At 62.9% G+C, this 18,963-nt stretch carries 18 protein-coding genes; 7 read left to right on the top strand and 11 right to left on the bottom strand.

What is annotated here, in order from left to right; genetic code table 11:
* Window positions 1-34 precede the first annotated feature (34 nt).
* Genes XH80_RS01380 through XH80_RS01365 form a run of 4 tightly spaced genes read right to left on the bottom strand, consistent with a single transcriptional unit; the run spans window position 35 to window position 3,243 of the window.
* Window positions 35-715, bottom strand: a complete 681-nt coding sequence (locus tag XH80_RS01380) for a metallophosphoesterase family protein (protein ID WP_271597029.1) — start codon at window positions 713-715, stop codon at window positions 35-37.
* A complete protein-coding gene (locus XH80_RS01375) occupies window positions 693-1,670 on the bottom strand; it encodes an ATP-grasp domain-containing protein (RefSeq protein ID WP_271597028.1) in 978 nt (325 codons plus the stop codon). The genes XH80_RS01380 and XH80_RS01375 overlap by 23 nt, the downstream gene beginning before the upstream one ends.
* Window positions 1,667-2,509 carry an NAD-dependent epimerase/dehydratase family protein gene (locus XH80_RS01370; protein ID WP_271597027.1) on the bottom strand — a complete coding sequence of 281 codons (843 nt, stop codon included), beginning with the start codon at window positions 2,507-2,509 and terminating at the stop codon, window positions 1,667-1,669. The genes XH80_RS01375 and XH80_RS01370 overlap by 4 nt, the downstream gene beginning before the upstream one ends.
* Window positions 2,506-3,243, bottom strand: a complete 738-nt coding sequence (locus XH80_RS01365) for a class I SAM-dependent methyltransferase (RefSeq protein ID WP_271597026.1) — start codon at window positions 3,241-3,243, stop codon at window positions 2,506-2,508. The genes XH80_RS01370 and XH80_RS01365 overlap by 4 nt, the downstream gene beginning before the upstream one ends.
* Window positions 3,244-3,464: 221 nt before the next feature.
* Here XH80_RS01365 and XH80_RS01360 point away from each other — a divergent pair, with 221 nt between their 5' ends.
* Complete coding sequence (locus XH80_RS01360; RefSeq protein ID WP_271597025.1) at window positions 3,465-5,462, top strand: glycosyltransferase; 1,998 nt, start codon at window positions 3,465-3,467, stop codon at window positions 5,460-5,462.
* Between the two features lie 52 nt (window positions 5,463-5,514).
* Here XH80_RS01360 and XH80_RS01355 read toward each other — a convergent pair whose 3' ends face one another.
* Both XH80_RS01355 and XH80_RS01350 read right to left on the bottom strand, forming a co-directional pair.
* The gene (locus XH80_RS01355) at window positions 5,515-7,401 is read right to left on the bottom strand and encodes a CHASE2 domain-containing protein (protein WP_271597024.1); all 1,887 of its coding nucleotides are present in this window, start codon (window positions 7,399-7,401) and stop codon (window positions 5,515-5,517) included.
* Between the two features lie 63 nt (window positions 7,402-7,464).
* The gene (locus tag XH80_RS01350) at window positions 7,465-7,992 is read right to left on the bottom strand and encodes a FecR domain-containing protein (protein WP_057748765.1); all 528 of its coding nucleotides are present in this window, start codon (window positions 7,990-7,992) and stop codon (window positions 7,465-7,467) included.
* Window positions 7,993-8,604: 612 nt separating this feature from the next.
* Between XH80_RS01350 and XH80_RS01345 the strand changes: the two genes are divergently transcribed.
* Window positions 8,605-9,693, top strand: coding sequence for a DUF2778 domain-containing protein (locus XH80_RS01345; protein ID WP_271597023.1), 1,089 nt, complete (start codon window positions 8,605-8,607; stop codon window positions 9,691-9,693).
* 75 nt (window positions 9,694-9,768) lie between these two features.
* Here the strand turns inward: XH80_RS01345 and XH80_RS01340 are convergent, their stop codons facing one another.
* Window positions 9,769-10,407, bottom strand: a complete 639-nt coding sequence (locus tag XH80_RS01340) for a glutathione binding-like protein (RefSeq protein WP_271597022.1) — start codon at window positions 10,405-10,407, stop codon at window positions 9,769-9,771.
* A 12-nt stretch (window positions 10,408-10,419) separates the two neighbouring features.
* Window positions 10,420-11,013, bottom strand: a complete 594-nt coding sequence (locus XH80_RS01335) for a cysteine hydrolase family protein (protein WP_271597021.1) — start codon at window positions 11,011-11,013, stop codon at window positions 10,420-10,422.
* Window positions 11,014-11,142: 129 nt separating this feature from the next.
* On the opposite strand from XH80_RS01335, the gene XH80_RS01330 reads away from it, so the two are divergent.
* From XH80_RS01330 to lepB (XH80_RS01320), 3 genes are all read left to right on the top strand, one after another.
* Window positions 11,143-11,976: a LysR family transcriptional regulator gene (locus tag XH80_RS01330; RefSeq protein ID WP_271597020.1), complete on the top strand. Its 834-nt coding sequence runs from the start codon at window positions 11,143-11,145 to the stop codon at window positions 11,974-11,976.
* Window positions 11,977-12,102: 126 nt separating this feature from the next.
* Window positions 12,103-12,849, top strand: coding sequence for a signal peptidase I (gene lepB / locus XH80_RS01325; RefSeq protein ID WP_271597019.1), 747 nt, complete (start codon window positions 12,103-12,105; stop codon window positions 12,847-12,849).
* Between the two features lie 640 nt (window positions 12,850-13,489).
* A complete protein-coding gene (gene lepB, locus XH80_RS01320) occupies window positions 13,490-14,533 on the top strand; it encodes a signal peptidase I (protein ID WP_333931563.1) in 1,044 nt (347 codons plus the stop codon).
* Window positions 14,534-14,562: 29 nt separating this feature from the next.
* Here the strand turns inward: lepB (XH80_RS01320) and XH80_RS01315 are convergent, their stop codons facing one another.
* The 3 genes from XH80_RS01315 to XH80_RS01305 form a co-directional block, all read right to left on the bottom strand.
* A complete protein-coding gene (locus XH80_RS01315) occupies window positions 14,563-15,180 on the bottom strand; it encodes a hypothetical protein (RefSeq protein ID WP_271597018.1) in 618 nt (205 codons plus the stop codon).
* Between the two features lie 173 nt (window positions 15,181-15,353).
* Window positions 15,354-16,994, bottom strand: a complete 1,641-nt coding sequence (gene groL, locus XH80_RS01310; protein WP_220002647.1) for a chaperonin GroEL — start codon at window positions 16,992-16,994, stop codon at window positions 15,354-15,356.
* A gap of 46 nt (window positions 16,995-17,040) precedes the next feature.
* Window positions 17,041-17,355, bottom strand: coding sequence for a co-chaperone GroES (locus XH80_RS01305; RefSeq protein WP_057740880.1), 315 nt, complete (start codon window positions 17,353-17,355; stop codon window positions 17,041-17,043).
* Window positions 17,356-17,763: 408 nt separating this feature from the next.
* Between XH80_RS01305 and XH80_RS01300 the strand changes: the two genes are divergently transcribed.
* Window positions 17,764-18,051 carry an usg protein gene (locus XH80_RS01300; protein ID WP_271597017.1) on the top strand — a complete coding sequence of 96 codons (288 nt, stop codon included), beginning with the start codon at window positions 17,764-17,766 and terminating at the stop codon, window positions 18,049-18,051.
* Window positions 18,052-18,218: 167 nt separating this feature from the next.
* Window positions 18,219-18,746: a cupin domain-containing protein gene (locus tag XH80_RS01295; RefSeq protein WP_271597123.1), complete on the top strand. Its 528-nt coding sequence runs from the start codon at window positions 18,219-18,221 to the stop codon at window positions 18,744-18,746.
* Window positions 18,747-18,963 lie beyond the last annotated feature (217 nt).

Here is an 18,963-nt window from a genome sequence, read left to right as displayed (position 1 = left end):
ATGAGAGGAGCGGACAACGCCGGGTTCGCGAGGGTCAATCCGCGAGCCGCCTGAGATTTTTCGCGCCAGTCTTCAGTCCGCCATAGTAGTAGTCGTGGAATCCCGCGGCCTCCATCCGGTCAAAGACCTTTTGCATGTCGTACGCGACCCGGTGCAGCGCGAAGGTCTGGCCGTCGAAGGTTGCGAACGCGGCTCGCGGATCGCCGTCGCGCGGTTGTCCGACGGATCCCGGGTTGCAATAGGTCTTTCCGCCGAAGCGGTGGATGCTTTGCACGTGGGTATGGCCGCTTACGAAATGTGTGCCGGACAGTCGCGCGAAATAGTCCTCGCTCGGGTTGGTCAGGTATTCGTCGATCGGATCGCCCCAGCCGGCATGGACGATCCGGACAGTGTCCATTTGCAGTTGCAGGTGAAAGGCCCTCAGCCAGTTCACGTTTTCGGACGTGATGACCTTCCGCTGATAGACCAGACACTCGTTCACGCTCTTGGATCTGGTGCAGAACCCACCGTAGCCGAGATACCAGTCATGGTTGCCGAGAACGCTTGGGATGCCGCGCCTTCTCAGCTCATCGCAGCATTCGTTCACTTGGGAATAATAGCCGACCACGTCGCCAACGCAGACGATCTCCGCGACGCGCATGCGGTCGATCTCGGCAAGAACCGCTTTCAGCGCCTCGAAATTTCCGTGGATGTCAGAGATGAACGCTATGGTCATGAAAGATGAAATCCTCGGTATAGCGGACGGCTCTGCCGCGCCTGATGTCCGGTTGCACCGGCAGTCGTTGCTCGATGGCCATGTCGACCGCCATGAGCGCCTCGTTGTAGCCAAAGGCGGTGCGGATCGACGTCGATGACGAAATCCTCGGATTGATCTCGAGCAGCTTCAGGCCCGTGTCAGTCTTGCGGAACTGGAAATTGGTCGGCCCGACCGGCGAAAACGCCTTGCTCAGATCCCGGATCGCGTCGGAGAACTCGGCGTGGTCGACGACCTCGGCCTTTTCCGTGAATCCATCCTTGGAGAGTTTTCGGCGAAGCGCCATGCAGGCGGAAGAGCCCCCTTGGCCGTCGCAGAACGCGGACACGGTAAATTCCTCGTCGTCTCGTCCGACGATGGGTTGGGCCATCAAAATTGTCTTTGTCGCGGGAGCAATCCTGGCAAGCTGCTCCGCAGTCTCGACCGTCACGATGCCCTTGGAGCCAAAGCCGCGGCGAGGCTTCAGCAGGAATGGCAAGCCGCAATTCGCCTTGAGGACATCGAAGTCGATGTCCAGATAGCTCGGAATCGCGTAGCTCGGCATCAGTTCCTGCTGCCGCTGGTAGAAGGCCCATTTGTCGGAGCAGAGGGAAATCAGTTCGCGCGAATTGAGAACAACCCTGGTTCCGGTCGCTTCAAGTTCGGCGACGTGATCTGCCCATTTGTACATGTCGGCATCGATGCCGGGGAATGCGACGTCGACCCGATGTTTGCGCAGCAGCGCGGCAAGCTGGTCGAGGTAATCAGGCGCATCGGTCCTGGAGACGATCTCAAAGATGTCGCAAAATCCCGGCGCGACCGAGTCGGCATAGATCGAGGTGCCGATGAGCGTCATCGGTCGCTTCGACAGTCTGAGGGAGCGCAGGATTCCGTAGCCGACGATTCCGGCGGCGCCGGAAACCAGGACTGTCGTCACGATGCCAGCCTTCGATGAGCCGCTTCCATCTGCATGCCTTGCTCGGTGGATATGCGGGGAAGATAATTGATCATGCGGAACAACGTGTCGTCGCAAGAAAAGCCGTTGTCCGGGATGTCGGGCTTATCCCTCAGGAACCTGACCTTGCTCTTGCTTTCAAAAGCCGAAATCGCCGCCGCCGCAATCTGCGAATATCTGACGTTGTCGGGATTCACGCAGCGATAGATGCCCTCGATCCGCATCGCAATGACGGCCGAGAGAACCTTGGCCACGTCGTCAGCGTGAATGAAGTTTCTCAGAGGGTCATTCGAGCCGAAGATGTCGATGTCTTCGTTTCTCTCGGCCTTGTCCATCATGGTGTAGAGGAAAGGCTGATGTTTTCGAAACGACGCTCCCACGCCATAGATCTGGGAGGGTTTGAGTACCGCGACAGGCAGCCGAAGCTCTCTGCCGCAGAACCGCGCAACGTCCTCGGAATGCCTTTTTGAAAGGGCGTAAGCTCCGGAGAAGGGAGAATCGTTCGCGAGATCCGAGAAAATGCTTGAGATATGCACGAAGTGCTTCGCGTTGGCCCTGGAGCTGGCGTGACAGAGCTTCATCAGGCCGAGCACGTTGACATTCATGGCTTGCAGGGTGTCGGGCAATTCTTTGCCGCCGAAGGCGGCCGCCATATTCACCACGCAGTCGATCCCGCCGGGAATCTGGACATCGTTCGAACAGAGGTCCAGCTCGACATCGCAACCGCTGCGCCCGGCCGTCAGCACGTCGTACCGTTCACGAAGCAGCGGGATAAGCGCCTGCGCGCACGCCGAAGTTCCGCCTACGATCAATACCCTCATGATCGTGCTGAATCGTCCGGCGTGAGCTGCGCCAGTAGCCCGCAGGACAGTTCCGGGTAGTCAACGCCCATCTCGCACAAGGCTTGGATGATCTTGGTGTCGAGATGCAACGACAGGAGCTGGCTAGTCGCGAAGGGCTTGAGATAGATGCCTTCCATTCTCTCTATTTTGTAGCCGGCTTCGGTCACCAGCTTGGTGAGGGAGCCGACCGTAAAGTACCGCTGGTGCCCAAGAACCAGATCGTTCTCCGAAAGAGCCTCCATATCCGGCAGCATTCCCGCAAGATGTCCGAGCCTTCGGTTCATGACCTCGGCGTTGGGGACCGCCACAAAGAGTTTGCCCGTGGGGGTCAGAAAGTTGCTGAAACGGTTCAAGATCAGAAGCGGATCGTCGACATGCTCGAGGATGAATCCCATGACGATGAGGTCGAATCGTTCGTCCGTCTCGAACTCCTCGAAGTAGGTTTCGATGACCTCGCTTCTGTTCTCCGGAAACCGCAGCTTGAAGTTCTGGATGACCGCGGGGGAGCCTTCAAGAACCACATGGCGCTCGCAGCTGTCCGAAAAGAGTTCGGTGGCGAAGCCGTGCCCCAGTCCGAGGTCCAGGACGGCACGCGGATCCTTGACGACACGAGCAATGCGCTTCGGATACCAGGTCAACGAAATCTCGTTGTCGAAATCGTAGACGCTTTTGCCCTCGTAGGCGGCGACATGGACATCCAGCCGACTGTTCATGGGCACTCTTTCCCCTAGTTCGATGCGCCATCGGACGCCCAATCTCACGCTTATCAACGGCCCATTTGATTCGCCACGCGCGGGCGCGGCGAAGCGAAGGCGGTGTCAAGCTTCAAGCAAGCTTCGAACAAGCTACGAGCGGGATAGTCGAGATGCGGCGAGCTTCCCAGAATTTGGGAAGCGGGCTGCTGCCCGCTGTCCCATGATCCGGAAGGTTCTCCATGAATTATCACGATGGCACTCTCGCAAGGGCTAATGAGACTTCGACGGGGCCGTCTTCGCCGACGCGGGATGAAGTTTACCAGATCTGCCTTCGACATCTGAAGTCAGGCGAGCTCGAGCAGGCCGCGGCCCGTTGTCGGGAAGGCCTTGCCTCTGACGCGAACCATGCCGGCCTGCTTCATCTGATGGCCGGCGTCGCTCTGCTCAACGGCGACTACGATGCCGCCATCAACTGGGCCGGCCGCGCACTCACGAGCGAGATGAAGGCGACCTATCTTGCGACGTTCGGAACGGCGCTGCTGGGCAAGGGGATGCAAGCGCAGGCGTTCGAGGCGTTTCAGCGTGCGGTGGCGCTCGATCCCGTCGATCCGTCGATCTGGGAGAATTTCGGCAACGCCTTGAACAGGGTGGGGCAAGCCGACCAGGCGAGCCTCTGCTTCCTGATCGCGCGGGCCTATCAGAAACTGCCGTTCCTCGGCGAGTGCGGTTCCGTTCCCCGCAACGAATGGAATGCCCTGACGGCGGAGTTCAATCCGCATCTTCGAACCCGCGCGAGATCGGACGAGGCCCGCGATCCCATTCACTGCTTCTGGTCGAACGCGCCGCTGAGCGATATGTCGCGCCTGTCGCTGCAGTCGATGGTCCGCCAGGGCCATCCGGTCAGGCTTTACACCTATGACAACCTCGCCGCGATGCAGGCGCGCGTGCCTTCAGGGGTGATGGTGGTCGATGCGGCAAGCCTCGTGCCTGCTGCTATCTACCAGCATGCCGTCCTGAACAGCGATATCCGCTATTTCAGCGACATCTTCCGCTATGCCGTTCTTCACGAGCTCGGCGGCTGGTGGCTCGATACGGACATCGTCCTGGTCAAGCCGCTGGATTTCGGCAGGGAGCACGTGTTCTCCACGCAATGGTCCGGCGTCGAGCAGGGACATGTCTGCGTTGGCGATGTGATGCGCGCGCCCAAGGGCTCCGTTCACATGGCCAACCTCTATGCGCTGTCGCTGCAGCGGATGTTCAGCGAGAATCGTGTCGAATATGGCGCGGTGGGACCGTTGCTGCTCAGCGAATATCTGCTCGTCGCAGGCGGCGAGGAGCTTCAATCGTCGATCCTGCCGCCGTCGAGCTTCAACGCGATCGACCGGCGCGAGGTGGAGCTGTTCGCCGTCGAAAGCCGTGCGGGCTTCGAGTTACTGAGCGACCCGCGCGTGACCGGTGTCCATCTCTGGGGCAGGATGTGGGCCGAACGGGGCTTGCGCTTCGATGCCGTCCCCGAAGAGAGCGTGGCGGGCTATCTCAAGAAGCTGGTGCTCGAGCCGAACTGGCTGACGCAGCTCGCGGCGAAATATGACTCGGACAAGGGCGCGGCCTCCAAGGGTGATGTGGCCCATCACTACACGCGCGTCTATCACGAGCTGTTCCGATCCAAGGCGCTCGAGCCTGTCAGGATCCTCGAAATCGGCCTGTGCCGCGGCCGGGTGGAAGGCCGAGCCCAGGATCAGGTGACGTCGCTGCAGATGTGGCTGGACTACTTTCCGAACGCCGAAATCATCGGCGTCGACATCGAGGATTTCAGCTGGTTCTCGCATCCGCGCGTCAGGATCCATCGCCTCGACCAGGGCGACCGCGGCATGCTGGAAGAGCTCGCGCGCAAGGAGAAGCCGCTCGACATCATCATCGATGACGGCTCGCACGCCTCGGTGCATCAGCATCTGACGCTCGGCGTGCTGTTTCCCGCGCTGAAGCCGGGCGGCCTGTTCGTCATCGAGGGTCTGGATTGGCAGCCGCCGGAGATTCCGTCGGGCAGGGCGCCGCTGGTCAAGGATGTGCTCAACGCGATGAAGCAGGGCGGCGCGTTCGCGTCGAACGTCATGACCGAGGCCGAGGCGAAATTGATCTCGGACGAGGTCGACGAGATCCTCGTCAATGACAGCTTCCGCGAGCTGATATCGCGCGGCCTGCTCGGCGGCCTCGGCGTGCTGCGGCGCAGGGCTTAGCAGGCTGCTCTCTACGTTGTCGTCCCGGCCTTCGCCGGAACGACAGCGGAGTTCAGTCGATCATCTCGGCACGTGTGGCGGTCTGGCTCGGCCTGTGCTGGTCGCGCCAGAACCAGACGGTCACGACGCCGGAACGGCCGCGGACCTGTGTGAGCAGGGGACCCGACAGCACGCCGTCGGGTGCGCCGTGGAATTCGGCAGCGTCCAGCAGCTTATCGGTGACGGCGAGCCGCGCGCCGTTTTGCGCGGCGACCTCCATCAGCCGGCTCGCGAGATTGACGGTGTCGCCATTGGCCGTGATGTGCTGATGGCTCTCGCCGAGCCGCGAGGCGACGATCGGACCGCAATGCGCGCCGATCTTGAAGCCGAGCCGCGCGCCGATCGCCGGCGGCAGCGATGCGATCCAGCGCGCGACGCCGCGGTGCAGGTCGATCGCGCATTTCAGCGCGCGCGCCGCATCGTCAGGCATTGCGCGCGGCAGGCCGAACAGGATCATGGCGCCGTCGCCGAGGAAGCTCGTGATCATGCCGCCGCAATCGATCGCGGCCTTGTCGATCAGCGCGTGAAACGCCTTCAGAATGTCCTGAAGCTGGTCCGGATCGAGCTGTTGGCTCAGTGCAGTGAAATCCGACAGATCGATGAAGACGACGGCCGCATCCTGCCGGACGGGCTTGGCCAGGAAATCGGGATCGCGCGCCAGCCATTCCTGCACCGCCGGCGCCTGCAATTGCGCCAGCGACCGGCTCCTGGCGGCGAGGTATTGCGTGCGGCGGGCTCCCGCCCAGGTCTGCACGCCGATGAACACCGCGACCGGCGGGATCGCGGCCGCGAGCGTGGTCGCAGCGTCGAGCCAGACGCCATGCGTGAACGCGAACAAATTGAGTCCGGCCCAGGCGACCATCACGGCGGCCGCCGCGACGAAGCCGAGCGCGCTGCGCCGCCACGCCAGCAGGCCGATCAGCAGCATCGGCAGCAGGATCGCGATCAGCGCGTCGGCGATGTGAACCTTGCGGTCGCGCACGATGCTGTCGCCGGCGACGAGATGCGTGATCGCGGTCGAGATGACCTCGACGCCGGGCATCAGGGAATCGAACGGCGTCGGGAAGAAGTCGCCGCCGCCGGCAACCGCGGCGCCGATCACGACGATCCGGTTCTCGATCGCCTTGCGATCGAGCGTGCCGTCGAAAATGCTCTGCGCGCTGACGGTGCGGATGGTTCGGCGCGGGCCGTAGTAAGTGATAGGCAGCGAAAAGTCGCGGTCTACAGGCACGACGCGATCGCCGAGCGTGAGATGATCGGGCGCGATCGTCAGCTTCTTGTCGAGCGCGCGGCTGGCGACCCGCAGCGGCAACGACAGTTCGACCTTGTCGCCGGTCCGGAACAGCATCGGCACCGAGAGCGGTGAGCCGGATTGCCCGGTCGCGACGTTGACGATGCCGACATCGGCGTGATCGGCGAAAGCAGGCAACGGCAACAGGAAACGCTCGGCCTGGGGCAGGACGGCGAGCGGCCCGGCGCTGCCGGGGCCAACGGTTTCGCTCTCGTTCGGGAAGATCGCCGCGGCCGCGAGCACCATGGGGCCGGTTGCGAGCGTGTGGGCCAGCGTGGCGTCGCCGATCGCAGCGCTGCGATCGACCAGCAGCAGATCGATGGCGATGACCTTCGGCTTGAACTGCACGATGGCGTCGACCACGCGCGCCAGATCGGCCCGCGGCAGCGGATAGGTGCCGCCGCGCTTCACCACGGTGTCGTCGATGGCGACGATGGTGACGAGATCGGGCGGGGCTTGCACGCCGCGCGCGAGCGTGCGCAGGTCTGTCAGCGTCGCCTCGAGCCGATCGAGAAAGGCGAGATGGCCGTAGGTGTGAGCGGCAAAAATGCCGCCGCCCCACAGGGCCGCAAGGACAAGGGCGAGCAGGATCTGAAAACGTCTATTCATTACGTCGTACTACAATCTGTCTTTCCGCGTCTCGTGCGCGGGTCTTATTGATGTGTACGGGCCTTATTGACCCAATCTCGCCATCAGCGCATCGACGCGCGGCTGGCCCCAAGTCTTGACAGTCAGCGGACCGCTTGCTTCCACGTCGACGCCTTCGCCGGGACCTAGCACGGCGCCGCGTCCGCGCGCCACCCTCCGGGTCACACCAACACGGCCATTGGCGACGAACACGGAGGTCTTGGTCTCTGCGACATCGACCGCCCATTTGGTGCCGCGCACCGCGGCAATCGCTTGCGGCGTCAGCACCTTGAAGGGATTGCCGCCGGGTTTCCTGGGCACCTCGACCAGCAGCGCTTTGCCGCTCAACTCGACGGTGTCTATATGTCCGTCGCGGTTGACGTCCTTCAGTTCAAATCTCGCGCCGTTTTCTGCAACGATCGTGATGCCGTTGTCGCAACGCCAGACTTGCGTGCCGGCGGCGGAGGGTGACGCGGTGCAGCCCACGTCCGTGGCAGGCTGTGCGGTCGCAGATCCGATCAACAGCAATGACCACGCCAGGGCGCAACACCCCGCGCGCGAAAACCCACTCATGCCAGCCTCCGTTTGACGTGCTCGGCACAGTTCAAGGCGATGTTGATACGGTACCGTATCATGCGCAGAGGCTGCTGAAAAGTGCCGGAGCGTGTAGCTATTTTGCCGCCGCGGCCATTTCCAGATTGGCGCGATCAACTTTCGGTCAGGGCACCCCAGCGACGTCAGCGCCGTGAGGTGAAATGACGCCCGCCGAGCACCAGCCTCACGCAACGCTTCCCCGCTATCTTGCGGACATGGTGACCACGAAAATGACTTGGTTGGTGGGTCCAAAGGTGCGGTCGGCGAGGCGCTCTGAGCGTGCTGAACCGGCCGAGAATTATGGTTAACAGTGTCGCCTAAGTCCGTAGTTCTGCGGGCCTTTTTCTCAAAATGGCACAGCGTTAACGAGCTGCCCTACAACTGCCTGAACTTAATCTGCATTTAACTAAAAGTCGCCTTAATGACGCTCCGACCCTCTGCGAGATGCTGGTTCCGGAACGTGACCAGCGGCGCTTCGAAGGGGGACTGAGTGACACCGTCCTGGACGCAAGGCGAATGAGTACGAGTATCGCTGCGCCGAGTTACGCGGCACGGAAGCAGAAAAATTCCTATCGGAAGCCTTCCCGGAAAATGACCACCCAAAACCTGCTTGGCGCCGCCGTGGCCGGCTGCGTCTTGCTTGCCGGCTGGACCGTCTACAGCAACATCTTCGCCGCCAGCGTTTATCCGACCGTCGGCAGCGCTGGTTACGACGAGCCCGTGGTCAAGCGCGCGCCCAAGGTGGCGCTGCGCGAGGCGGGCGAGGCGATCAGGGAAACCTTTGCACTGCTGCCGGACCGGCTGCAGGTGGCCAAACCGATTTCACGTGAACAGTTCAACGAGCGCTTTGCCGCCGCGGCGACGCAGGGTGTCGAATCGAACGCGGCCACCGCCGCGCCTGCGGCTCAGGTCGCGGAAGCCACGCCGAAGCCGACCGTTGTCGCGAAGGTCGCGGAAGTGCTGAAGCCGCTCAACCCCGCCAAGGTGGCTGAGCGGGTCGCTGACAAGGTCGCTGACGTCGCGAAGGGCAAGCGCTCCGACGCGCCGGTGCAACTCGCCTCCGCCGATCCGGCCCAGATCGTGCCGGCGCCGGAAGCCAAGCCAAAGTCGTTTGCCGATCGCGCCAAGGCGGCGGTGATGTCGATCACCGGCCCGCGCCAGTCGATGGTGGAGAAGCTGTGGGGCAAGCGTGAGTCCTCCGGCGGCCTGCTCGCCTACGCTTCGGCCGATGCCAGCGTGACCTCGGCGATCGCGCCGAAGGAGCAGAACCCGATGCTCGGCGGCGCCCCACCCTATGATCGCGACACCGCGGTCTACGACATCACCGCCAAGACGGTCTACCTGCCCGATGGCACCAGGCTCGAGGCGCACTCCGGCCTCGGCTCCAACCTCGACGATCCGCACTCGCAGCGCGTGCGCATGCGCGGCGTCACCCCGCCGCACATCTACACGCTGAAGCCGCGCGAGGCGCTGTTCCATGGTGTGCCCGCGCTGCGTCTCACGCCGATCGGCGGCGAGAGCGCGATCTACGGCCGCGACGGCCTGCTGGCACACACCTTCATGCTCGGGCCGAACGGCGATTCCAACGGCTGCGTCTCGTTCAAGGACTATTACGCGTTCCTCGACGCCTATCGCAACAAGGGCATCCGCAAGCTGGCGGTGCTGGCGCGGGTCGACTAGGCCTGGTCAATTCGAGATCATGCAAAAGGGCCGCTCGCTGCGGCCCTTTTTGATTTTCTGCTTCCAGAGTGACTGCTACGCCGCATTGACCGGGACGGACTTGCGCAATGCCATCTCGATGGCGATCGCCTCTCGCACCACGGGCCGCGCCTGCATGCGTTCGAGATATCTAGCGAGCGAGGGCCATTGCGCGACGTCGACGCCGGCGGGGCGAAGCAGCAGCAGAGCCCAGGCAAGATGCGCGTCCGCGACGGTAAAACTGCTGCCGACGAGGAATTCGCGGTCCGTCAGATGCGCTGATGGCACCGACAGCGTCTGGCTGATCCGCGCGCGCGGCTTGGCGAGCGAGCCGTCGTCCTTGTACCAGAAGGTCGGAAACAGGAACGCCTTGTGGATCTCGGTGCCGACGAAGCTCAGCCATTCCTGCAGGCGGTAGCGATCCAGATCTCCCGGCCGCGGCGCAAGGCCGCGCTCGGGCTTCAGGTCGGCGATGTATTGCAGCACCGCCGCGCTCTCGGTCAGCCGCTCGCCGTTCTCCAGCACCAGCACCGGCACGGCGCCCTTTGCGGAGATGCCGCGAAAATCGCGCTCGCCGTCCGCGATCGTCTTGGTCGCAAGATGCACCTGGTGATAGCGCGCCTCGAGACCTGCCTCCATCAGCGCGATACGGCTCGCAAGCGAGCAGGCCATCGGCGAGAAATAGAGTTGCAGCATCATGTTGCTCCGTTATCTCAGAGCTTCGCCGCGCGCGATGATCGCGAAGCGGTCGGAAAGCTCGGCGAGCGCAACCTCGTGGATGGTGCGCGCGTCCAGCGTGCCGCCGCGCCCATCAGGCAGGTCGCGCGTGGCGCAGGCATCGGCATCGATGGTGGTGCGAAAGCCGAGATCGAGCGCGGCGCGCGCCGTGGAGCTGACGCACATATGCGTCATGAAGCCGGCCAGCACGATGTTCTTCCTGTCGGTTGCGGCAAGACGCGACCTAAGATCGGTGCCGGCAAACGCATTGGGCAGCTCCTTCTCGATCACCAGCTCTCCGGCACGAGGCGTGAGCTCGGCGACGATGGCACCGCGCTCGCTGCCGCGATCGAACAGGCTGCCGGCCTTGCCACGATGGGCGATATGGATGATCGCCCCGCCAGCCTCGCGTGCGCGTGCCAGCAGCGCAGCCGCCCGCGCGATCGCGGGCTTGGCGTCGGGCAAGGCGAGGGGGCCTGCAAGATATTCGTTCTGGATGTCGATCAGCACCAGGGCGGCATCGGCAAGGCGTGGCGGGGTGAGGTCGGCGCCGGCGAGCTCGAGCAGGGTCTTCGCGGTCGTCATGGTCAGGCAATCTCCAGGGCGAAAGGCCGGGCCAGCATAACGCCGGAGCCGCCTGCCGATATGCAGGGATATTGCAGCCGGTGGCTGCGATATTGCAGGCGCCTCCCAGCCGATGTAGCCTTAAAGCCCATGAACTGGGACGATCTGCGCATCATCGCCGCCATCAGGGACGAGGGCACCTATGCCGGCGCCAGCGCGCGGCTGCGCATCGACGAGACCACGGTGGGGCGCAGGCTGTCGCGGATCGAGCGAGCGCTCGGCCTGCGCCTGTTCGAGGCCGCCGACGGCGTGCGCAGGCCGACGCGGAGCTGCGAGGCGGTGCTGGCGCATGTCGAGGCGATGGCCGCGCATGCCGCCGAGATCGGCCGCCTCAGCGAGAGTCTGGAAGGGCCGGTCGGGCGCCTGCGCATCGCCTCCACCAACACGGTCGCCGAGGCGGTGTTGTCGCCGCGCGCGAGCGACTTCCTGCGCGCCAATCCTGGCCTCACGCTGCAATTCCTCACCTCCAGCGAGAACGTCAGGTTCTCGCGCTGGGAAGCCGATCTCGCCATCCGTCTGCGCAAGCCCGACAAGGGCGACTTTGCGATCTCCAGGCTCGGGGACATCAAGCTCTATTATTTCGAGCCTGCCGCGACCGAAGGCGAGCCGATGCTATGCACCTATCCGGACGAGCTCGGCGCCATTCCCGAGATGCAATTCCTGCGCACGAAGAAGGCCCGCGCGCGCTGCGTCACCGACAACGTCCGGGTCATCCGCAATCTGATCCGCGCGCATCGGGCCGCCGGCGTGTTGCCGGAATATGTCTGCGCGGACCTGCTCGGCGATCGGCGCCTGCGCGCCAGCCTGCTGCCGAAGCGGCGCGACGTCTGGCTGCTGGTGCAAAACCACCTCAAGCGCGACGCCGCAACGCGCGTGACGATCGACTGGGTGCGGGCGTGTTTTCAGGAGATGGCGCAGAGTTGATCGGCGGCCGGCGGCCGCTTTGAACGCAGCCCGGCAGCAGCACGACCAAGTCGGACGGGTCAGGGATTGTGCGCGCCTACAGGTTGCGCAATCCTGTGGCGACGACAATCTCGGGCAGGGAATGCGATGACCACGCTTCAAGACACCGTCCGGCCAAAGGCCAGACCCCGCGAATGGAAAGCGATTGTCATCCTGATCCTGCTCGTCCCCGTGCTGTGGTCGCCACTCCTGCTGTTTCGCTACGTGCTGTTCCAGCCGTTCAACATCCCGTCCAGCTCGATGGCCCCGACGCTGGTGGTCGGCGACTACGTCTTCGCGGCGAAATATGCCTATGGCTACGGCCGCTATTCGTTTCCTTTCGCGCCATCCTTTGTCTCGGGTCGGTTCGGCGCCGCCGATCCCGCCTATGGTGATATCGTCGTCTTCCGGTCGCCGAAGGACAATGAGACCGACTATGTGAAGCGCGTTGTCGGATTGCCCGGCGATCGCATCCAGATGCGGCACGGACAACTCTTCCTCAACGACATCCAGGTGACGCGCGTCGCGCTGAAGGACGTAGCCGCGGGCTCCGCCTGCGGCGGCGAGACCGGGACCAAGGTCAAGCGCTGGCGCGAGACGATGCCGAACGGGGTGAGCTACATCACCTATGACTGCGTCGACAATGGCTACGCCGACAACACCGAGATCTACACCGTCCCTCCGGACCATTTCTTCGCACTCGGCGACAACAGGGACAACTCCACCGACAGCCGCTTCAAGTCGGTGATGGGCTTCGTCCCGATGGACAATCTGATCGGCAAGGTGACGCGGATCTTCTGGTCGCTCGATTCCGGAGGCGGGCTGCGTCCGGGCCGGATGGGGAAGGTGGAGTGACGGGGCCGGGCTCGCGTCATTCCGGGGCGGCGCGCAGCGCCGAGCCCGGAATCTATTGATCCGCAAACTCAGCTCGCAATTGTGGACACAGGTCGATCCATAACAGGCCATGCGCAAGTGGTGGAATGGATTCCGGGTTCGCGACTTCGTCGCGCCCCGGAATGACGAAGTATGGGCCATCTTTGCGTGTATTTGTAAAACGGCTCGCAGCGGATCGGCAGACAAGTCGCCAATATCCCCTCTCCGTCATTCCGGGGCGCGCCTCTTGGCGCGAGCCCGGAATCCATTGATCCGCGTGTTCATGCCGTAGCCCGGATTGCGCTGCGCTCCATCGGGGCTCCGGTTGCCATCGGGCCTGACGCGAAGTTCTGTACAACCGCACTCCAGAGTAGCGCCGCGCCTGCGTGGCTGCTACGCAGGCTTTCGGCAAGTGCTGGCGGGCGGAGTGGGAATGTCGGGCGCAGGGTCAAACGATGGGACGGGAAGATTGTCTCCTCTTTTGACGATATGGTGGAGACCGCGGCGGACAATCCGGGACGTTGTCTCCCGAGTTCCCAGCCGTTCGGTGCTCCTTTTCGCTGCGCTTGGAGGTGTTGCGACCGCTGTCGCAGGATTGTTGAATGTGGGCCTCGAGCGGTCTTTGGCCGACTGGCGTGTCCTCCTTCTGTGCCTTGTTGCCGGCGCTCCTCTCAGTATCGCGAATCTCTATATCGGTGCTTGGGTTGCTGCGGGCGTGGGGCGGATCTTGGGTGGGGTCGCGTCGGCAGCGAAGCTGCGCACCGTGTTCGCGTGGGGAATGTTGCCGACAATCGTGGCTGGTGTTTTGGCTATGGCCGGCGCAGTTGGGCTCCGCCTCACCAGCGGTCCGGCAGAGCTACCTGCGGCACTTGGGCTTGCGATCGGCCTTTTCAGCCTTTGGTCACTTGTGATGACGCTGCTAATGCTCGGCAGCGTCGAAGGATTCGGTTTCTTTCGCAGCCTCGTAACCTATGGCGTATCCGCGCTCTGCTTGCCAGCGGTCATCGCGCTCCTGATCAGAACCCTTCTGTTTCAACCGTTCAGCATTCCGTCGGGATCCAATATCCCCACCATGCTGCCCGGCGACTACGTTTTCGCCAACAAATTTGCCTATGGCTACAGTCGTTTTTCATTGCCGTTCGGGATGGCGTCGTTCCCGGGTCGCCTGTTCGCCACGGAGCCTGCGCGCGGCGACGTGGTTGTCTTTCGGTTGCCGAAGGATGAGCGGACCGACTACGTCAAGCGCATCGTGGGGTTGCCCGGCGATCGCATCCAGATCAAGGATGGCGAGCTCCTGATCAACGGAACGGCCGTGCAACGCGAGCGATTGCGTGACGCCCTTGAGGAAGGCGCCTGCGGCGAGGCGCTGAGCTATGCCAAGCGTTGGCGCGAGGTGTTGCCGAATGGGGTGAGCTACGAGACGCTCGACTGTGTCGACAATGGTTACTTCGATAACACCCCGACCTACACTGTGCCACCAGGACATCTGTTCATGCTCGGCGATAACAGAGATAATTCGACTGACAGCCGCGTGATGTCGGCCATCGGCTTCGTCCCGATCGACAATGTCGTTGGGCGCGTGAGCATGATCTTCTTCTCGCGCACAACAGCCGAGCCGGGCGCATCAAGCATCCGGTATGAGCGAATCGGCAAGATGGTGCGGTGAGACCCGGCTGTCATTCCGCGGCTCGCACTTCAGTCGCCAATCTCTTTCAGAATGGCCTTTGCGTTTGCACAGGCTTCGTCGGTATCGCCGAAGCGACAGGATTTCGCCATAAGGCGCCGCGCCCGGTCGTGGTTCCTCTCGATGCCGATACCTCTGGTCAGGTGAAAGCCCATCATCGTGCAGGCCCACGGATCGTCCCGGCCGCATGCCAGTTCATAGGTTCGAATGGGGCAGGCATAGTCGCCACTGTCTTCCATGCTCGCGGCAACATTCGTGCAGCCTGAAGCAACGCCGAGCTTACAGGCTCTCAGAAATAGCGCATCGGAGAGTGGTCCGGTCTTGATCGTCCGCTGGACGACGAGTGCGGCCGAGTAGCAGTCGCCCGCATGGCCCGTGCGGCAGCGATCGAGACACTGCTCCACTGCGGCGGTGCATTCCTCGATGGAAAAAGCAGGCGCGCCTGCGTCTGCTGGCATGGCGTCGGCGGGACATTGCTCGGCTCGCTGCAGCCAATCCGGCCATGTCCCGGCCATCTTCCCGATCACCTCGTTGCTGTCTGACGCACCTGCGGGCATTGGCACGAACAGGCCCACGGCGATGACGCTGATAAGGGCTGCCAGCAGCGGAAAGATCATACGGCGCGACATTGCAATTCTCGTCAGGGCTCCGCGTAAGGCTAGCCGAGGTGATCAGAACGATACTCGCCGGAATTGTAGTTTTGGTTGCAGACCGCCACAAGACGCAGCGTCGGGCCGCCGCGTCCAAAACAAAAACCCCGGCATCGCTGCCGGGGTTTCGCAAGTCTTGAGGTGGTTGGACCTTAGAAGTCCATGCCGCCCATGCCGCCGCCCGGGGGCATTGCGGGGCCGGCGCCGCCCTTCTTGGGCAGCTCGGCGACCATGGCTTCCGTGGTGATCAGGAGCGCCGCCACCGAGGCTGCGTTCTGGATCGCGGTACGGACCACCTTGGTCGGGTCGATGATGCCCTTCTTGACGAGGTCGGCATATTCGCCGGTCTGGGAATCGAAGCCGTAATTGTAGGCCTTGTTCTCCAGGATCTTGCCGACGATCACCGAGCCGTCTTCACCGGCGTTGATCGCGATCTGGCGAGCGGGAGCCGACAGCGCCTTGCGCACGATCTCGACGCCGGTCTTCTGGTCGTCGTTCTTGGTGCGCAGGCCCTTGAGCTGCTCGGAAGCACGGAGCAGGGCGACGCCGCCGCCCGGGACGATGCCTTCCTCGACAGCCGCGCGGGTCGCATGCATCGCGTCATCAACGCGATCCTTGCGCTCCTTCACCTCGACCTCGGTCGCGCCGCCGACGCGGATCACCGCGACGCCGCCAGCGAGCTTGGCGAGACGCTCCTGGAGCTTCTCACGATCGTAGTCCGAGGTGGTCTCCTCGATCTGCGCCTTGATCTGGGCCACGCGCGCCTCGATGTCGGCCTTCTTGCCGGCGCCGTTGACGATCGTGGTGTTCTCCTTGTCGATCATCACCTTCTTGGCGCGACCGAGCATGTTGAGCGTGACGTTCTCGAGCTTGATGCCGAGATCTTCCGAGATCGCCTGGCCGCCGGTCAGGATCGCGATGTCCTGCAGCATGGCCTTGCGGCGATCGCCGAAGCCCGGAGCCTTGACGGCCGCGACCTTCAGGCCGCCGCGCAGACGGTTCACGACCAGGGTCGCGAGCGCTTCACCTTCGACGTCTTCGGCGACGATGACCAGCGGCTTGCCGGTCTGCACCACGGCCTCGAGCAGCGGCAACAGCTCGTTCAGCGAGGAGAGCTTCTTCTCGTTGATGAGGATGTAGGCGTCGTCCATCTCAACGCGCATCTTGTCGGCGTTGGTGACGAAGTAGGGCGAGATGTAGCCGCGATCGAACTGCATGCCCTCGACGACGTCGAGCTCGGTCTCGAGCGACTTGGCTTCCTCGACGGTGATGACACCCTCGTTGCCGACCTTCTTCATGGCGTCGGAGAGGAACTTGCCGATCTCCTGGTCGCCGTTCGCCGAGATGGTGCCGACCTGGGCGATCTCGTCGTTCGAGGTGACCTTCTTGGAGTTCTTCTGCAGGTCCGCAACCACAGCCTCGACCGCGAGGTCGATACCGCGCTTGAGGTCCATCGGGTTCATGCCGGCGGCAACCGACTTGGCGCCTTCCTTCACGATCGCCTGGGCCAGCACGGTGGCGGTGGTGGTGCCGTCGCCGGCCGCGTCAGCGGACTTGGAGGCGACTTCGCGCACCATCTGCGCGCCCATGTTCTCGAACTTGTCCTCGAGCTCGATCTCCTTGGCGACGGTGACGCCGTCCTTGGTGATGCGGGGAGCGCCGAACGACTTGTCGAGCACGACGTTGCGGCCCTTCGGGCCGAGCGTGACCTTCACCGCGTTGGCGAGAACGTCGACGCCGCGCAGCATCTTGTCGCGCGCTTCAACCGCGAATTTGACTTCTTTGGCTGCCATCTGGAATTTTCCTTAGGAATGTTGATTGGAGGGAGGAGAGGGGCTCTTAAGCCGCCTTCTTCTTGGACTCGGTGACCTCGAGAACGCCCATCACGTCGCTCTCCTTCATGATCAGCAGGTCCTGGCCGTCGATCTTGACTTCGGTGCCGGACCACTTGCCGAACAGCACGCGGTCGCCGACCTTCAGGTCGATCGGAACCAGCTTGCCAGCCTCGTCGCGGCCACCCGGGCCGACGGCGACGACTTCACCCTGGGAGGGCTTTTCCTTGGCAGTGTCGGGAATGATGATGCCGCCGGCGGTCTTCTCTTCTGCGTCGATGCGCTTGACCACGACGCGGTCGTGAAGCGGACGGAATTTCATGCAGTCCTCCTAAGCATTTGCACGAGTTGAGGATTTCAAGATGTTAGCAGTCTGTGCCAGTGAGTGCCAGCACAGGTGCAGCTGAAATAGGACAGGAATTTTGCGGGGGCAAGGGCTTCTAGCAGAAAATTCGGCACTCTGAAGGCCCAAGTGCCAGAAACCTTTCCCATCGTTAACCGATTTCGGAGCGCCTTTTCGAGGGCGCCGTGATGACCGTGGTGACCGTATTAGCACGGTGCCCGCTCTGCTGCTAACGCATTGAATTTCAACAGCTTGTTAAACTTTTGGGCTTGAGATGGATTGTCAGTTTGCGTCACATTTCTCTCATGTGAGCGCATCGTTTCCGGGTGGCTCCCGGGGCACGGATCAAGCCACCCCCTGTATGCGCTCCTGCAAAGGAGGTTTGGCATGGGACTGCGCGTTGGGGGCGTTTCCGAGGACTTCAGGAAACAGATGCTGGGCTACGGGCTGACAACGGCCCAAATTCTCTACCGGATGCCGGATCATCCGTCATTGCTCCAGACTTACGTCTGGCAGAACTACGACATGTTCCCGAAATTCCCGGCGCTGACCGATTTCCTGGCGTTCTGGACCGAGAAGCTCGACGGCCCGCTGCATTCGGTGACCGTCGCGCACTCCAAGCTGATCAAGCCGGCCGAGCTGCGCGCGATCGACGGCGTGTTCCGGTTGAATTGAGATAGAGCACCGCTCTTGTAGGGTGGGCAAAGGCGCGCCCTTCGCGCGCCGTGCCCACCATCTCTCTCCATGATCGCATGCAGAACGTGGGCACGCTTCGCTTTGCCCACCCTACGAAATCTGTTTCCGTGCTAGCCTCTCGTCATAACAACAACGGGAGGCCGCCCATGGCCAAGACAACAAAATCGCGCAGCGCAGCCCAGACTGTGGGGAAGAAACGAAGCGCCGCCAAGTCCGCCGCACGATCCTCCGCGCGCAAGGTGGTGAAATCAAAAGCCCGCACGGCCGCTGCGAAAAAACCCGCCCGCCCCAAGCAGCGCATCGCCATCAGCCATCACCGCGAGGAAGATTTCAAAGCCGACGGCCTGCGCGCCTACGCCAGGTACCGCGATCTCGGCATCGCCAACGCGACCCACGGCCTCGCGCAAGCGCACGTGATCCGCCTGCAAGGCCCCTGCGATCCCGCCGAGGTGTCGAAACTGCACTTCCATGACGTCGACTTCCAGATGGTCTATGTGCTCAAGGGCTGGGTGAAGACCTACATGGATGGGCAAGGCGAGACGATGATGCAGCAAGGCAGCGCCTGGACCCAGCCGCCGAAGATCAAGCACATGATTTTGGATTATTCTGACGATGTGGAGCTGCTGGAAGTGATCCTGCCTGCGGAGTTCAAGACGGTGGAGCTGAAGGCGTAGGCTTTCTCCTCGTCATTGCGAGGAGCTCTTGCGACGACTTGTCCGCCGAAGCCTCTGGCGAAGGCGGAAGCAATCCAGGCTGTTTCCGCGGATACATTTCTGGATTGCTTCGCTCCGCTCGCAATGACGACGGAAAGAGCTTGCTTCGTAGCCCGGATGGAGTGGAGCGAAATCCGGGAAAGCCTCTCCGCGGTGAGTGTGGTCTCGCATTGCGCTG

It is taken from the genome of Bradyrhizobium sp. CCBAU 45384 (assembly GCF_028128665.1).
Taxonomy (GTDB): domain Bacteria; phylum Pseudomonadota; class Alphaproteobacteria; order Rhizobiales; family Xanthobacteraceae; genus Bradyrhizobium; species Bradyrhizobium manausense.
The sequence above is the reverse complement of the archived record's forward strand: the minus strand, read 5'-3'. Positions and strand labels throughout refer to the sequence as shown.